We start from the raw sequence: 14,446 nt of genomic DNA, 5'->3' as shown, positions 1-14,446 counted from the left end.
TGTGTTTTGCAAGCAAAAAGTGCTCAATATTGCAGCAAAAAGTGCCTAAGAGATTTGCCAGGATATGAAGCTATACGGGGACTCGTTCCATCGCTTGCTTGAAGCGGAAGCTCTCACCCGTGAATGAGAGAATATGAGCATGGTGTACCAGCCGGTCCACAAGAGCGGAAGTCAGCTTAGTATCTCCGAAAATCGACGTCCACTGGCCAAATTCTAAGTTGGACGTTACAATCACGCTTTGTCTTTCGTAACAGTCGGCAATCACATTAAACAATAGCTCAGAGCCGGTCTGGCTGAAAGGTACATAACCGACCTCATCCAAGATGAGTAAGTCAGCCTTTCGCAGTTTCTCCCGTAATCGGTTCACCGTTCCTGAGGCAAACTTCTCCTGCAGCAAAGCCACTAGATCCGAAGCGCGGTAAAACTGCACCGCCTTGCCTTGGCGGCATGCTTCTACGCCGAGTGCTGTAGCCATATGCGTTTTTCCGGTGCCTACTGCCCCCATGAGCAGCAGGTTCTCCTTACGCTCCAACCACCCGAGTTCCAGCAGCATGGCGGGACTGCTGCCGCTTGGAAAGGAGATGTGGTCATACACATAGCCCTCAAAGGTCTTAATATGTGGGAATCCAGCTTGTTGGACAAGCTTACCCAGTTTCGCACGCCTGCGGCCATCCAGTTCAGCCGTTAGCAGTTGCAGAACCACACCATGCAGCTGTTCGTCCTGCTGCAGCGCAACATGTTCGACGACATGTGCCAGCCGCAGCTGCCGGCACAAATCGGCCAGTTCTGGCTTCATGTCAGCTCACCCCCGTCAGCTTGTCATAGCGCTGTAGTGAAAACTCCACTTTGGTACTCGGCGGTGAGATTGTCTCCTCTAAAACGGACGGTATATCCCGACTGCCTGACCTCATGCCGAGAACAGCGGTTATACGTTCAACGGTAGCTTCTGTACCGAGAAGGTGGAGAGCATCCTCTATTTCCCTCATCGTGTACACGCTGCTCCAGTGGGCTAGGGCTAGGAGGCGTTCCTTGCGCATATCTAGTTCCTTTACCGTAGCATAGAGCTGCAACGTTTGCGGCAGCATGCGAATGAACTGAGAGTGAGTCACACTTCGCGGCTTGCGCAGCAAGTTAGTAAAGACTTGTTCCCACGGAATGTCAGCGGTCTTGCCAGTGTAAGGCCGAGGGATTTCTCTTACGAGCTGGTGGTTGTTATTGAGGATAACCAGGCGGTCCCAGTAGGTTTGGATCATGACCTGGCTTCCTGGTTGAACCAGTCCCAGCATAGGAATGGTGGTTTCATCCACTCGAATCTCTCCGTATTTATTGACCGCCGCAGCAGATATACGAAAGGCTTCAAAAGCCACCTCCGGCAAGACAAGTAACTTTGCCCGTTCCTCTTCCCACAAGTCAGCGATTCGCTGCCCCTTGGCATAGTGTGTACGCTCTTGGTCTAGCAAGGCTTGCTTAGCAAACACAGCAGCAAGCTGCTCGTGGCTCTCATAAATCGGGATCGGGACAGCCCAGTTCCGTTTCGAGTACCCACATTTATTCTCAACATGTCCTTTCTCATGTCCGCTGTACGGGTTGCAGAACACTGCTTCGAACCGATAATGCGCACAAAATCGCTGAAACCCGTCCGTTAATTGCCGTTCACCATGCTTCTCAATATGTACAACCGCAGCAGACAGATTATCGAACCAAATCCGAGAAGGAACCCCTCCAATTTGCTCGAAGCATTGCTTTAACGCTTCCAGAAAGCATTCCTGGTTTTCTGCTGGGGTCGGATAAACGTACGCTGCGTTGCTGTAAGGAAACGAGATGACCAGCAGTTTATAGGTCAGCAGCTCCTGGTCTTGGCTCACCTCAATCGTCGTGAAATCCACTTGCGCTTCACCGGCTGGATGCTCGAGCCGCTCGTAGATTTTGGCGCGTTCCAGAGCCAATTCTGCCTTACGCTTCTTTACATAAGCAAGCACGGTACGCTGTCCGCCGGTAAACTCATACTCGTCTCGCAAACGCTGGAACACTCGCACTCCCGTGTGCCGTTGCTTCCGTGGGAGCAGGCGGTCCTCCTCCAGCCAGGTGTCTACGATATCCATAAACGGCCCCATGACCGGGCTTCTGCTCTTCTTTTTCTTCAGCGATTCATTCCAGTTGGACTGATCCGCATATTTCTTGGCTGTCCGCCAATGTATGCCCATTTCTCTAGCAATTTCGTTTACCGAAAGCCCTTCTGCTTCCCGTAAAAATCTGATATATTGTTGTTGAGGCATTTTCAGCATCCTTTCGTAACTCCTTCGCTAGTTCTCGTCAAACTTAACGATAGGAGGAAGTTGGGATCCTGACAAGTGTCTCTTTTTTGCTTTCTAGTTGAGCATTTTTACGCTGCAATCTTCGGCATTTTTAGTATGCAATAAACAACAAGCATCGCATTCATGGGACATTAGGCTATATGACACCTGCGCAGTATCGCCAAGAAGCCCTTATAAAAGCTGTCTGATTTACTGTTGACAATCCAAAGTCTTCGCCCCAGTGATCCGATCGCTTCGCTTAATCGGTCGGCAGCTTAAGCCAGTAAGGGTTCGTGAATAAAGGAACGTAGTATGAAATTGCTGATTAATAATATTGGAGAGGCCAAAATGACAGAAAAAGAATTAATATCAAGACCTAGATTATTGAGATGGCAATTCGATGATGAGGTGGAATCTAATGACCCAAGTGAATGGAACTGGGTAGAGATCACTATGAACTTCACTGATGGTTCAAGAAGATGGAGTATTCTATACACACCAGAACGACTACATAATAATCTTACAAGACTAAATATTGATCCCCCAGGATTGCATATGAGTCAACTTATCGTGGTTAGAAGTTATGAAATCAATGATATTGATAGAGTGTTAAGGGTTTTCGATGAGGATGATACGTTAATAAAGGCATCAAGAGCATATCCGGAGTAGTTCAAAGAAGCCAGCAACATCATCTAACCCCCTATTCACTCATCGGGGCTTACGCCCCTCGGTTGTCAGATGTATAATCATGGAAGGAGCTCAGACAACACACGACCCAGCCTAGGATAAGAGCTATCTAAGGCTGGGTCGTGTCGTGAATGCAAGAACGTTATATGTAAATCAGGCAAAGACTAATAAATCATATCTAAGGTGATGAGTATGATACATCTAAATTCAGAAAGATTACTTATAAGAAATTTTCAATCCGATGATTGGAAAGACTTACATGATTACTTGTCCATTGAAGAAGTATTGAAGTATGAACCAGGTAAAGTTAGTAATGATGAAGATTGTAAGCAGATGGCATCCGAACGATCACAAAGCAATATTTTTATGGCAGTAGTGTTAAGAGAGAGTAATAAAATGATTGGACACATTGGAGTTGTCAACAAAAGTGCAGTTTGAAAACACACTCATCCAGAAATCCCTTTACTAAGCTGCTTGTGATAGCATTCTTTCGCGATAAATTGCTGGGGGCCAGCCCCCTGGGTTGGAGGTGTATATCCGCCGCCTGTTGTAGTAGATCATGATGTACCTGAAGATGATTGATTTAATATGGGCCATGGGATAGCGCTCTGTGTTGATCTTGTATAGCTTTTCTTTCTTTAGCGTAGCAAAAAAACTTTCCATCCTTGCATTATCATAGCAACGGCCTGTGCCACTCATGCTTTGAATGGCACCTCGTTTAGCTAGACTCTTCCGGAAAGCATGGCTCGTGAATGGGCTGCCTCGATCGCTGTGATAGATCATTCCGCGAGCATTCCTTGCTTTACAGGCATTTTCAAAGGCCTGGATGCAGAGCTCTTTGCGCATATTATCGTCCATGGCGAGGCCTACGATCTCTCCGTTAAAACAATCCAGTACCGCAGACAGATATAACTTGCCGTCTGAACAAGGGATTTCGGTGATATAAGGTAGCCACTTTTGATTGGGTGCTGAGGATCTGAAATCTCTCTGGATCAGGTTCTCGCTCTTTTGAGCTGCGGCATCCTCGCGTGTAATGCCGTGTGAATGACGCTTGGCTTTCTTCAACAGGCCGTGCTTCTTCATGATTCGGTATACCTTGCCGTAACTGGTCTGAATCTCTATCTATGACAGCGCCAGCAGAATACGCTGGACACCGTAATTGCGGTTGTCTTCATGTTCACCGATGATTTTTTGATTTTGACCAGAAGGCGTTGCTGCTTCTCTTGCTTAGGTGTGGGCTTCAAGCTGCGGTAATAGCCCGATTCACTGACAGCAAGTACTTCGCACATCTCCTTGACGGTCCATCGATCCCGTCGTTCACGGATGTAAGCATAGAGCCTACATGCCTTTACCGCTTCCGGTCTTTTGCGAAAAAACCGAGTGCATCCTTGAGAATTTCATTCGCGCGGCGCAGCTCGACTATTTCTTTTTCTAATTCGATTTCACGTGCAGTCTTATCGGCAGATGCATAAGCGTGTCCGCTCCCGATATGCGCTCCGTCGCCGTGCAGGGTTCTTCGTTTTCTCCATTCCTGCAAGGTGTAGTAGGATACTCCTAACTGCTCAGCTGCTTTTTTTGATCCAATCTCATCGCTCAATCTTACGGCTTCTTCTTTGAATGCTTTATCGTACCGATTCATTGTCTCCCGTCCCCTCATTATCTTTCATTCTATTTCATATGAGGGTGTTTTTCGACTGCATTATTATCGTAGCACTCCACATTTACTTTAATCAAACAAAACCATTCGAGTTTTTAACGTGGGAACTTGGATATATATTCAACCCTAAATATTATGGGAATGGATATGCAACCGAGGCATGTAGAAGAATACTACAATACGGATTTGAAGTGCTAAAAGTTCATCGGGTTATAGCAATGTGTAATCCTGAAAACAACTCGTCGTGGGAATTGTTGGAGCGCTTGTTAATGCGAAGAGAAGGTCACCATATGAAAAAAGCTTTTTTCCATAAAAATAATGAAGGACAACCTATCTGGCATGATGCATACCAGTATGCTATTTTAGCAGAGGAATGGATATCAAAGGGACAATAAAAATTTTGAAAGTTAATTAAGAAGGCCTGAACTACATATAACATTGCATTCGACGCTGTGAGTCGAGGCAAGCTCGCCCCTTGGTCCGGAAGAGGCAGTTCGGGGAAGCTTATTCACCGGACACATTCAACCGGCTAAGTAGCAGAGCCACCCGGACCTCCGGTCCTTAAGGCGCTTGAACAATGTGAATTATGAATGCGGGAACGTTAGGTGAAAATCGAAGTAATCGTTTTTTTTGCGGAGGTGTATCCGTGAAGTGGATAACGATCACATTAATGACGTCTTGCATGTTTTTGTTGCTAATTGTTTCCTTTCCTATTAATGTTGATGCTTGTGACTGTGACATTCCGGATAATGCAAGTGAAGGCCTTGAGCAGTCGGATGCAGTGTTTACTGGTAAGGTCAAATCAATAAAGAGAACAAAAATTGACGGCGAAGCTTTTAATGCAGTTTGGATTGAGGTGGGTGAGATATGGAAGGGTATTAAAGAGTCTCAGATCGTTGTTTATACATCTTGGTCCAGTTGTCAGTTTGAGTTTGAAGAAGGGGAAGAATATCTCCTGTACTCTTACCAGGTATCAGGTAATTACTATGTGACGAATTGTGGTAGGTCTAATAAATTGTCAGGTGCGACAATGGATATTGATCAGCTAGGTCCTGGAGTGGAGGCTAGCGTTTATGTTAATCTTGCATTTAAATACAACAAGTGGAACTGGGTATTTATCTCAATTTGTATAGTGTTATTTGCCGGTGGAATAGCAACTTACTTAGTAAGGAAGAACACTAAGAAATGATTTCGAGGGTTACTTGAAGAACTGCAGGGTCGTGAACGCATGCATGTTATGCGCTTTGCAACTAAAACCAAGAGGTGAAACATGAAGTTCAATTTCTTTCTTTTACTTCTTATGGCTGTATTGTTGTCAGGATATTCAAATTCTAATATTTTACAATTTAATGATAATGACATAGAGATTGAGTTGATAGCTTCAAGCACCAATGACATAAACAAGTCTTATACAATAGAAGTCAGTAACGAAGGCGAAGTAGAAATAAGAAATCTTAATTTTTTTATATATTACCCATTAGTTCAGCCTAATGGTTCGAAGGGAAATCCCTTTAAAATTGAGGGGAGAACAGACGCTAGCAAGCCGATAAATCTAAAACCGCGTGAGAAAGTTACTTATTCTATCACGGCACCTATTAAAGAAGTATTTGGAGATTCAAACTTATTAGATTTTAATGATCCTCAAGTTGAATTAATTGGCACTGTGAAGCAAGGAGAAGATGAAGTTCCGTTTCGGATGTCTGGAGGATATATTCACGGAAATGAATAAATTACAAATTATCTGCATTTCATATAGGGTGGTACAGGGCCATAACACCGCATTCATGCTGCAGGCCGTTGTCGTGCCCCTTGGTCCGCCCGAGGATTTTCTAGGATGTGGAGTAACTCGGCAACGGTTAAGTCTTACGACCCGCGACTGCGATGCTTAAGCCGATGAGGGTTCGTGAATACAGAGTCGTTATACCAAAACCTCAAAATAGAAAAAACCGAAGGAGTGATCCTGAGTGGAATTTATTTGGTTGGACTATAATGCTCAATTTGCAAGAGAAATAAATGATTGGTTGATCCATGAGGAGACTAACAAGTTTCTGGATATTGATGATTGGCATTCTGCTTATTTAAATATTATTAATGGCATAGAATTCTACTATTTGAATGATACAGATAGAGAAAAAAGTTACTACAAGTTGAACGACGACTATTATTGTAAGTTAGTATTTGAGAAAGATAAGTTAGTTGCAATCATGAGTATATATTTAAACCCTATAGATAAGACCATTCATATTAACCCTATCATTGTTTCTCCTAATCTTCAGGGCAAAGGATATGGAACTGCTGTAATTAAAGATTTTATCTTCAATGTGTATAATATTTTGGGAGAGAATTACTGTAGTAAGATAAATATAACGATAGAGAAAGGGAATCAGGCAAGCAAGGCATGTTTCGGAAAGTGTGGGTTCCTTTATTTGAAAGATAATGATGATGACAGTGATTATGAAATATATGAGTATCAGATAAATTAATTTAATTTGTAGTCAATTCAAAGAGGTCGAGGTCATCGAATAACACCGTGTTCACTTCGGACAGTGAAGCTGCTCCTCGGTCTGTCTGGGGCATCTAGGGAAAGTCGAGTCAGACAGTGATAGCGAACGGCCAAGACACGATTAGGTTCGGAGGGTTGTCTGTGGACACTAAGGCGTTATATGAAACCGACGAAGAAAGGATGAAACATACATGCCCCACTTGATAGGGACAAGGATAATATTGAGAGAATACCAGTTGGAGGATTTACCGCATATAAGAGAATGGGTTAACGATTACGAGGTAACTAACAATTTACATGATGTTTTTTTGTTTCCTAATACAGTTTATGAAACCGAGGCCTTTTTGAAGAGTATGATCGAGGGAACTTCGGGAAGTAAAGGTTTTGTAATTGCGGACAAGGCTGCATTATCTTACATAGGTCAAATTGATCTTCATCAAATTGATTATAGGAACAGGAATGCGGTTCTTGGCATTGTTATTGGAAAGAAAGATTACTGGGGAATGGGTTACGGTCAAGAAGCAATAACATTGTTGGAGCATTTTGTGTTCAATACGTTAAATTTCAATCGATTAGAACTGGATGTCTATGAATATAATGAGCGAGCGTATCACAGTTATTTAAAATGCGGATTTAAGGAAGAAGGCAGGATGCGGCAAAAACTATTTAGGGATGGACGTTATTGGGACGTCATAAAGATGTCTATCTTGAAAGAAGAATATGAAGAGCTGTTTTGTAAATAAATCAAGGAAGTCGTCAGCATCACAAAACACTGCATTTACGCATCGGGGGACGCCCTGGGTTGCAGACCTGGATCGGAGAAGTGATTGCTGCGACAACTCCCTGCAGAGGTTCGTGACTGCAACAAATTTATAGGATTTTACTGCATATAACAAGAAGGGACGAAGTTCATGAAAGTCTATGATAGTCTATTTATCCCTAATTTTACTGGTGATTTAAGAAATGATGTGAATGAATTTTTAATCCGTAATGGACATGGTGAAACTGCAGAACACTGCCTTAAGGTTGGGGAAGAATCAGAGCGAATAGCAGTAAAATTCAATGAGCCTGCAGATTTGGCCTTATATGCTGGGTATTTACATGACATCAGTGCAGTTTACCCAAACGAAATAAGAATAGAAATAGCAAGATCCTTGGGGATACAGGTCTTACCTGAAGAAGAGATTTTCCCAATGATTATTCACCAGAAACTATCCAGGCAGATGTCCATAGATATCTTCAAGATTACTAACGAGGATGTATTAAATGCTGTTGGTTGTCATACCACACTTAGAAAAGAATCTACCAAGCTGGATAGAGTTCTCTTTGTGGCAGATAAGATTGCATGGGACCAAAAAGGCAGTCCGCCCTATTTAAATGAATTATTAGCCAAACTCGAAGTGTCGCTTGAGCACGCTGCGTTTGAATACATAAGTTACCTGTGGAGCCAGAGAGAGAAATTAAAGGTACTTCATCCATGGTTAGCGGATGCTTACTTTGAACTAAAGACTATCTGCGAGTAACTTATAGGAGGTTGCAACATCCCGCATTAGGCCATACGGCCCTTGGTCCGAGGAAGATTCATGAGGAGGTATATTTAATGTGGAGTATCTTTAAAACCATCATAATTAAATCACTTCTTCCAATCTTAGGTTTCCTTTTACTTACAGTAATAGCCATCAGTCTGCTAGGGGATATGGAAAAGACCAGCCCTGATTACTATATATTATTATGGACAATCATTGGAGTTCCTTTTGGTATTATCCGTATGAAAACTTTTTTTATACTCAGAAATGGAGGGATTGGAGAAACTGCCGCACTTTTTGTTTTTAATTTTATGATTGCTGGCATAATCGGAGGATTTATTGCTCTATATAAGTGCGCTATCGCATTCTTCTATTTACTTAAAGGGATATATGATCTTGTGAACTATTCAAATAACAAAAAAATATTGGATAAGAAACTCCAGGAAGGCAGCAATGTCGCCTAACCTTGTATTCACGCATCGGGTCGCTGCAGCGTCCCTCGGTCGCCCTTGAAATTTTGAGAAAGCTTAGTCCGGCGACAACTCTGCACCGACTAAGTCTGCTGATCCGAGGGTTCGCGAGCACAAGAATCTCAGATAATAGCGCAATACTATAACATGAGAGGCGTGGCAGGGAAGTGGATCAGACAATCGCAGGTACAGTTGTTATTTTTATAGCTACACTTTTGTTAATTTTTTTATACAGAATAATAAGTTTGAAGAAAAACTATAAACAAGAAGAGAAGCTATTAGTTGATTACTTATCGAATTTCTATGGAGTTAGTTCAAAGGGAATGAGACAGATAAGAGGAAATGGGATATTACTCCTGTCAAGAAATAACCTGATTTTTGAGATGTACATACCAAGAAAGAAATATACCATTTCATTAGATACGATAAGCGAGATAAGTAAAGTGAACGGGCATTTGGGTAAAGTGGGATTTAATTTGCTGAAAGTAAAATTCAAAAGTGAAAACTATTGTGAAGAAGCGGCATGGGCAGTTAACGATGTGGATGAATGGATTAAACAGTTAGTAATAATGAGCCATATTGCAGATAGGCGCTAACACCCTCTCTCACCGCATACACACTGCTGGCCTTTATGGACCTTGGTCTGTAAGGAATTCTTGAAAAGTGAAATCCGTAGCCAACTCTGCGCTGGCTAAGACTTCGACCATTCGATCAGATCGCTTCGCATAATCGGTCGGCAGCTTGAGCAAGTGAGGATTCATGAATGCCTGAACGTTATGTGAGATCATTGTAATCAGAAAGGACAATTCAATAATGATATATCCGACCATGCTTGAAGGAAAACGAATTCAATTACTACCCTTGCGACTAGATCATGCAGAAGAATTATTCAAGTGTGCAGGTTATCCTGAAATATGGACTTATTTGCCAAACAAAGTTGAGAAGTTCGAAGACATGGTAGAGCTTATTAATAACTCTATACAGGCTAAAGAATCAGGATTGGAATATCCCTTTGTTGTATATGACAAGGAATTAAAAAAACTAGTTGGCAGCACACGTCTTTTGAATATATCGGAAGCGAATAGGAATTTTGAAATTGGCTGGACCTGGTATACTCCCGAAGTTTGGAGAACCAGGGTTAATACAGAATGTAAATACGTATTGCTGAAATATGGTTTTGAGGAATTTCAAGCAGTGAGAATTCAATTTAAGGCTGATATAAGAAATGAACGCTCGAACAGAGCGATAGAAAGAATAGGAGCTGTTAAAGAAGGCATTCTTAGACAGGATAGAATACTTCATGATGGATACATAAGGAATGCATATATTTACAGTGTTATTCGGCCGGAGTGGCCAGATATTAAAATGAAGCTTGAAGAATACCTGTCAAACTAATGTAGCGGGCAGTTACAAAGAAGCGGATGACATCCAACGCTGCGCCATTTTAACCGTTTACGTAACCTAATTGTCGACCATGTACTCGAAGAAAGACAGTGGTTAGAAGAATGCGTTAAGTTGTTAGCGGATTACAAAGTGTTGTTTGTATCCGTAAATTGTTCACTAGAAGAGCTTCAACGAAGGGAAAGAGAACGGGGAGACCGGAATATGGGTTTAGCCAACTACCAGTATAATCTAGTTCATTCACATGGCGTTTACGACTTAGAAGTAGATACGGAAGTAAATAATACACACGAGTGTGCTCTGCAAATCAAAAAGTGTCTGCATGAGAATTCTCATTTTAGTGCTTTCACAGAATTAAAGCAAAGAGCGGGCAATCGAACTAAAGTATACGAGTAAATGATTACTGTAAAAGATCATATATGTGTAGTGAGGGTTCGCGAATGCAAAGACGCTAGTTGCAATACCTGAATATCATAAAACTGAAAAGGAATGAAAGACAATTAATAAGATTTCAGTAAAAATGTCGAAATCAGAATACACAACCCAAGAACACCTAAATATATTAATTGATAATAAACCGCTAGATATAGTACTTCACGAATTATATCCTGATGGATTATTTCTTGGTTTAGTTCCAACCTTGGTTGATTGGCTTGATTCAAAAGAAGAAGTTGAGCTGGTGTATTCGCGGTTTGTATCAGGAAAAGGCCAAGTTATCTTACCAATACTAATGTGCCCGGATGATTGTGACTTTAGTTGTACCGTAATAGTAGCGGAAGTTGATACTAAAGATGACTTTGTTATATGGAATCGAGTTGGGATTGATAATAGTGAACGAAAGGATATCAGTGATACAGGAACGATAGTTGAATGGTTGGAGAAAGTCCCTGCATTCTGTTTTGATATAACTGATTACAAACAACTCGAGAGAATATATATAAAAGGCAATTAAGTAAATTAGACAGGATAATCGATAATCCCAGGTAGAGCATAGCATCGTATGGTCGCTGCGGGTCTCACTCTCATGAACGGCAAGAATTATATGGTGAAGCTAGAGAGGTTTGATCTACTGAAAAGTTAGCTGAGATAAGTAATAAGGGATTTACATGGGAGGAATATATGATAGACCCTATTGGGGAAATAGAAAAGGAAATTATTGATATATGTAAACCGATACTGATCCAGCTTAAAGGCAATCAAGCCGGCGACGGGTATGCATTAATAGATGTTGAACGGATTAAAACATTAAATAATCAGCTTGAAAAATACCAAGCTGTTATACAGGATGAGGAGCAAGTAAATAAGAATGTTGTGGGAGTTCTATTTTATACTTGTTCAAGATTTTATATTCAAAGTAAATACTCAAAAAACTCAAAAGAACTAATAGAACAGTTCGAACAATTAAACACTAGATTAATTGAAATGTATTTAATAAATCGGTGATAGATAATGTCCCCATTGTGTCGCCTGACGGGCTCCTTGATCTGCCAGAAGTATTTTCGTAGCAGCTGATTTAGGCAGATAACCCTGCGATGTTAAGACTGGACTAACATCATTGGTGTATGTACGGTAGGTAAAATCACCGAACAATAGAAAGGAGAGTTAGGACAATGTTCTATCATGCTATAAACGATAAATTAAAACTAGCATTGAATGAGCAGAAGTATGTCAAAGAGATATTTGAATTAATTGACCAATCCAGAGGATACTTAAAAGAATGGCTGCCATGGCTTAATTCGAATACTACTGTTCAAGACACTGAGTATTTATGAAGGCAAAGTAGCTGGGGTCGCTGGATTTAATGGCATAGATTGGAGCAATCAAATTGCATATATTGGTTACTGGCTAGGCCTACCCTATTAAGGCAAGGGAATCATGACTAAGGTTTGTGAAGCATTAACTGAATATGCCTTGGTAGACCTTGAACTAAACAAAGTAGAGATCCGAGCTGCAGAGAAGAATGTTTAGAAGTAGAAGAGTACCGGAACGATTGAACTTCACACAAGAAGGGACTATACGTAAGGCAGAATGGTTGTATGACCATTTTGTAGACCATGTGGTTTATGGGATGCTAAAGGATGAATGGAAGCGATGAGGAACTCTCATTTGAAAGGAAAATGAATGGATAGGATCATTAGAGTGAATGGAATTGGCCACTTTGAGTATAGCAGTGAACTATATACATACATACACAACGAGGGAAAGGTGCATTGGGCACTGGGGATTAATGGTGAAGGCAGTAATATTGACGAATTAATCAGGAAAGCTGAATTGTTGATTGTTGAATTAGAAAGATTTGAGAAAACGGCAAAAATAAAACTTTCATGACCCTTTCTGGCTCACAGGCTATGATGAAAATGTCATCATAGTCTTTTTTCTCTTTCTGAAATCCTTCATACTAAGGGTGAACCGGCCAGTTCGCGGCTTTTTGCGGTGGGTTCGACCCCGTAAATAAAACTGCTCGGACAACCTTGAAGCACAGGCTATCGGACTGCGAGTCCGGATAAAAAATCTTCGTTTGTTTCGGTTGTCTTTCCGGTTCAATACTCATGTCGGAGGGATTGTTACAATGTTGGAAGCCATTCTTGAGCGCTGTGCAGGCCTCGACGTACACCAGGAAACCGTTGTGGCCTGCGTTCTTACCGGGCAGCTGGACCGTGCTCCAAAATCAGAGATTCGCACCTTTGGTACCATGACGAACGAGCTCATGGAACTGGGCGAATGGTTAGTGGAGCAAGGTTGCACTCACGTCGCCATGGAAAGTACGGGCGTTTATTGGAAGTCTGTTTGGAACGTGCTTGAAGCCTTTGAATTAGACCTCCTGCTAGCCAATGCTCATCACGTCAAGAATCTTCCCGGACGCAAGACCGACATGAAAGACGCGGAGTGGATCGCCAAATTGCTGCGTTGCGGGCTTATTGAAGGAAGCTTTGTGCCTTCGGAGGACATCCGAGATCTTCGAGATCTGACCCGTTATCGCAAAAAGTTGGTGTATGACGCTACCTCGGAGAAGAATCGCATCCATAAGTCCCTGCAGGATGCGAACATCAAGTTAACTACCCACATGTCCGACATCTTCGGAACATCAGGACGCCTGCTGCTCCAGAAGATCGTAGATGGTGAAGTCATCACAATGGAATTCCTTGAGACGCACATGAAGGGTGCGCTCAAGCACAAATCCCCCAAATTACTTCAATCGCTCAACGGTCGTCTTCGTAAGCATCATCGCGACATGATCCGATTCTCCTGGGATCACCTCGTGTACATTGAAAAGCAAATCCGACTCGTTGAGCAGGATATCCGAAACCGATTAGCCAGCAAACAAGAGGCCATAGATCTTCTCGTTACGATTCCTGGCATCAACGAGCAAGCAGCATCTGTCATTATCGCGGAAATCGGTACCGACATGACCGTTTTCAAGGATGATCACCATCTTGCCGCATGGGCAGGCGTTACGCCAGGCAACCACCAGAGCGCCGGTAAAAAAAAAGAACACGAGCGCGATCCGGAAATGCCCATCTAAAAGCAGTATTATGTGAATGTGCTTGGGCTGCTTCTATGACGCGAAACACAAGGCTCTCAGCAAGATATTGGAGTTGGGTTAAGCGGCTAGGCAAGAAGAAAGCCTTGGTCGCACTTGGACATACGCTGCTTCGCATCGTATACCACATGTTGCTTACCAAAAGCCCATACAAAGAGTTAGGCCCTGATTATCTTGAACGCTACAGACAAGAGCGCGAAAAACGTCGTGAAGCAGAACTCATTCGACAGCTACAGTCCAAAGGCTTCACAGTAACTCGCCCTGCCTAACCTTTCACCTCCACCACGGTCAAGGTCTGCCGAATCGGTAGTCCTGCTTCGGCGTGCGTAAAAATTCGTTTGAGCAAAGATTCATTTTCATAAAAAAA

General features: G+C 42.3%; 19 protein-coding genes and 2 pseudogenes. 17 read left to right on the top strand and 4 right to left on the bottom strand.

Annotated elements, in window-relative coordinates; all coding sequences use genetic code 11:
• Window positions 1-70: 70 nt before the first annotated feature.
• Window positions 71-796 (bottom strand): IS21-like element helper ATPase IstB, encoded by a 726-nt coding sequence (istB, locus tag DNH61_RS03660; protein WP_111145329.1) that lies wholly within the window; start codon window positions 794-796, stop codon window positions 71-73.
• A 1-nt stretch (window position 797) separates the two neighbouring features.
• The gene (gene istA, locus DNH61_RS03655; RefSeq protein ID WP_181438570.1) at window positions 798-2,276 is read right to left on the bottom strand and encodes an IS21 family transposase; all 1,479 of its coding nucleotides are present in this window, start codon (window positions 2,274-2,276) and stop codon (window positions 798-800) included.
• Between the two features lie 330 nt (window positions 2,277-2,606).
• Here istA and DNH61_RS03650 point away from each other — a divergent pair, with 330 nt between their 5' ends.
• Both DNH61_RS03650 and DNH61_RS03645 read left to right on the top strand, forming a co-directional pair.
• A complete protein-coding gene (locus DNH61_RS03650; protein WP_111145327.1) occupies window positions 2,607-2,963 on the top strand; it encodes a hypothetical protein in 357 nt (118 codons plus the stop codon).
• Window positions 2,964-3,173: 210 nt separating this feature from the next.
• The gene (locus DNH61_RS03645; RefSeq protein ID WP_181438569.1) at window positions 3,174-3,419 is read left to right on the top strand and encodes a GNAT family N-acetyltransferase; all 246 of its coding nucleotides are present in this window, start codon (window positions 3,174-3,176) and stop codon (window positions 3,417-3,419) included.
• 27 nt (window positions 3,420-3,446) lie between these two features.
• On the opposite strand, the gene DNH61_RS03640 is transcribed toward DNH61_RS03645, so the two are convergent.
• Window positions 3,447-4,097, bottom strand: a complete 651-nt coding sequence (locus tag DNH61_RS03640) for an IS3 family transposase (protein WP_281272367.1) — start codon at window positions 4,095-4,097, stop codon at window positions 3,447-3,449.
• A gap of 232 nt (window positions 4,098-4,329) precedes the next feature.
• Window positions 4,330-4,620: a transposase gene (locus DNH61_RS03635; protein ID WP_111145324.1), complete on the bottom strand. Its 291-nt coding sequence runs from the start codon at window positions 4,618-4,620 to the stop codon at window positions 4,330-4,332.
• On the opposite strand from DNH61_RS03635, the pseudogene DNH61_RS27170 reads away from it, so the two are divergent.
• The 15 genes and pseudogenes from DNH61_RS27170 to DNH61_RS03555 all read left to right on the top strand — a co-directional run.
• Window positions 4,599-4,892: pseudogene (locus tag DNH61_RS27170) on the top strand (GNAT family N-acetyltransferase); the annotation flags it as partial. The gene DNH61_RS03635 and the pseudogene DNH61_RS27170 sit on opposite strands and share 22 nt — an antisense overlap.
• A gap of 392 nt (window positions 4,893-5,284) precedes the next feature.
• Window positions 5,285-5,827, top strand: coding sequence for a hypothetical protein (locus tag DNH61_RS03625; RefSeq protein ID WP_111145322.1), 543 nt, complete (start codon window positions 5,285-5,287; stop codon window positions 5,825-5,827).
• An 81-nt stretch (window positions 5,828-5,908) separates the two neighbouring features.
• Window positions 5,909-6,367: a hypothetical protein gene (locus tag DNH61_RS03620; RefSeq protein WP_111145321.1), complete on the top strand. Its 459-nt coding sequence runs from the start codon at window positions 5,909-5,911 to the stop codon at window positions 6,365-6,367.
• A 235-nt stretch (window positions 6,368-6,602) separates the two neighbouring features.
• Window positions 6,603-7,121, top strand: coding sequence for a GNAT family N-acetyltransferase (locus tag DNH61_RS03615; RefSeq protein WP_111145320.1), 519 nt, complete (start codon window positions 6,603-6,605; stop codon window positions 7,119-7,121).
• 211 nt (window positions 7,122-7,332) lie between these two features.
• Window positions 7,333-7,884, top strand: a complete 552-nt coding sequence (locus DNH61_RS03610) for a GNAT family N-acetyltransferase (protein ID WP_111145319.1) — start codon at window positions 7,333-7,335, stop codon at window positions 7,882-7,884.
• 168 nt (window positions 7,885-8,052) lie between these two features.
• The gene (locus tag DNH61_RS03605) at window positions 8,053-8,664 is read left to right on the top strand and encodes an HD domain-containing protein (protein ID WP_111145318.1); all 612 of its coding nucleotides are present in this window, start codon (window positions 8,053-8,055) and stop codon (window positions 8,662-8,664) included.
• A 77-nt stretch (window positions 8,665-8,741) separates the two neighbouring features.
• Window positions 8,742-9,131: a DUF6050 family protein gene (locus DNH61_RS03600; protein WP_111145317.1), complete on the top strand. Its 390-nt coding sequence runs from the start codon at window positions 8,742-8,744 to the stop codon at window positions 9,129-9,131.
• A gap of 173 nt (window positions 9,132-9,304) precedes the next feature.
• A complete protein-coding gene (locus tag DNH61_RS03595; RefSeq protein WP_111145316.1) occupies window positions 9,305-9,733 on the top strand; it encodes an uL10 family ribosomal protein in 429 nt (142 codons plus the stop codon).
• Window positions 9,734-9,950: 217 nt separating this feature from the next.
• Window positions 9,951-10,532 (top strand): GNAT family N-acetyltransferase, encoded by a 582-nt coding sequence (locus DNH61_RS03585; RefSeq protein ID WP_111145314.1) that lies wholly within the window; start codon window positions 9,951-9,953, stop codon window positions 10,530-10,532.
• A gap of 39 nt (window positions 10,533-10,571) precedes the next feature.
• On the top strand, window positions 10,572-10,934 hold the full coding sequence (locus tag DNH61_RS27165; RefSeq protein ID WP_111145313.1) for a phosphotransferase-like protein: 363 nt from the start codon (window positions 10,572-10,574) through the stop codon (window positions 10,932-10,934).
• A 124-nt stretch (window positions 10,935-11,058) separates the two neighbouring features.
• Complete coding sequence (locus DNH61_RS03575) at window positions 11,059-11,490, top strand: hypothetical protein (protein WP_111145312.1); 432 nt, start codon at window positions 11,059-11,061, stop codon at window positions 11,488-11,490.
• A 167-nt stretch (window positions 11,491-11,657) separates the two neighbouring features.
• Window positions 11,658-11,981 carry a hypothetical protein gene (locus DNH61_RS03570; protein WP_111145311.1) on the top strand — a complete coding sequence of 108 codons (324 nt, stop codon included), beginning with the start codon at window positions 11,658-11,660 and terminating at the stop codon, window positions 11,979-11,981.
• Window positions 11,982-12,148: 167 nt separating this feature from the next.
• Window positions 12,149-12,633 (top strand): annotated as a pseudogene (locus DNH61_RS26675) (GNAT family N-acetyltransferase).
• Between the two features lie 26 nt (window positions 12,634-12,659).
• On the top strand, window positions 12,660-12,866 hold the full coding sequence (locus DNH61_RS03560; protein WP_111145310.1) for a hypothetical protein: 207 nt from the start codon (window positions 12,660-12,662) through the stop codon (window positions 12,864-12,866).
• 241 nt (window positions 12,867-13,107) lie between these two features.
• Complete coding sequence (locus tag DNH61_RS03555; RefSeq protein WP_245947862.1) at window positions 13,108-14,061, top strand: IS110 family RNA-guided transposase; 954 nt, start codon at window positions 13,108-13,110, stop codon at window positions 14,059-14,061.
• The last annotated feature ends 385 nt before the right edge of the window (window positions 14,062-14,446 follow it).

It is taken from the genome of Paenibacillus sambharensis, assembly GCF_003233845.1.
In the GTDB taxonomy this organism is placed as follows: Bacteria; Bacillota; Bacilli; order Paenibacillales; family Paenibacillaceae; genus Paenibacillus_I; species Paenibacillus_I sambharensis.
Note: the sequence above shows the minus strand (reverse complement) of the source record. Positions and strands in the feature narration are given on the sequence as shown.

Coding starts and splice junctions, on each gene's coding strand:
- DNH61_RS03605 (WP_111145318.1), top strand. CDS start 8,053: ATGAAAGTCTATGATAGTCTATTTATCCCTAATTTTACTGGTGATTTA.
- DNH61_RS03635 (WP_111145324.1), bottom strand. CDS start 4,620: ATGAATCGGTACGATAAAGCATTCAAAGAAGAAGCCGTAAGATTGAGC.
- DNH61_RS03610 (WP_111145319.1), top strand. CDS start 7,333: ATGCCCCACTTGATAGGGACAAGGATAATATTGAGAGAATACCAGTTG.
- DNH61_RS03570 (WP_111145311.1), top strand. CDS start 11,658: ATGATAGACCCTATTGGGGAAATAGAAAAGGAAATTATTGATATATGT.
- DNH61_RS03555 (WP_245947862.1), top strand. CDS start 13,108: ATGTTGGAAGCCATTCTTGAGCGCTGTGCAGGCCTCGACGTACACCAG.
- DNH61_RS03585 (WP_111145314.1), top strand. CDS start 9,951: ATGATATATCCGACCATGCTTGAAGGAAAACGAATTCAATTACTACCC.
- DNH61_RS03645 (WP_181438569.1), top strand. CDS start 3,174: ATGATACATCTAAATTCAGAAAGATTACTTATAAGAAATTTTCAATCC.
- istB (WP_111145329.1), bottom strand. CDS start 796: ATGAAGCCAGAACTGGCCGATTTGTGCCGGCAGCTGCGGCTGGCACAT.
- DNH61_RS03650 (WP_111145327.1), top strand. CDS start 2,607: ATGAAATTGCTGATTAATAATATTGGAGAGGCCAAAATGACAGAAAAA.
- istA (WP_181438570.1), bottom strand. CDS start 2,276: ATGCCTCAACAACAATATATCAGATTTTTACGGGAAGCAGAAGGGCTT.
- DNH61_RS03575 (WP_111145312.1), top strand. CDS start 11,059: ATGTCGAAATCAGAATACACAACCCAAGAACACCTAAATATATTAATT.
- DNH61_RS03560 (WP_111145310.1), top strand. CDS start 12,660: ATGGATAGGATCATTAGAGTGAATGGAATTGGCCACTTTGAGTATAGC.
- DNH61_RS03620 (WP_111145321.1), top strand. CDS start 5,909: ATGAAGTTCAATTTCTTTCTTTTACTTCTTATGGCTGTATTGTTGTCA.
- DNH61_RS03600 (WP_111145317.1), top strand. CDS start 8,742: ATGTGGAGTATCTTTAAAACCATCATAATTAAATCACTTCTTCCAATC.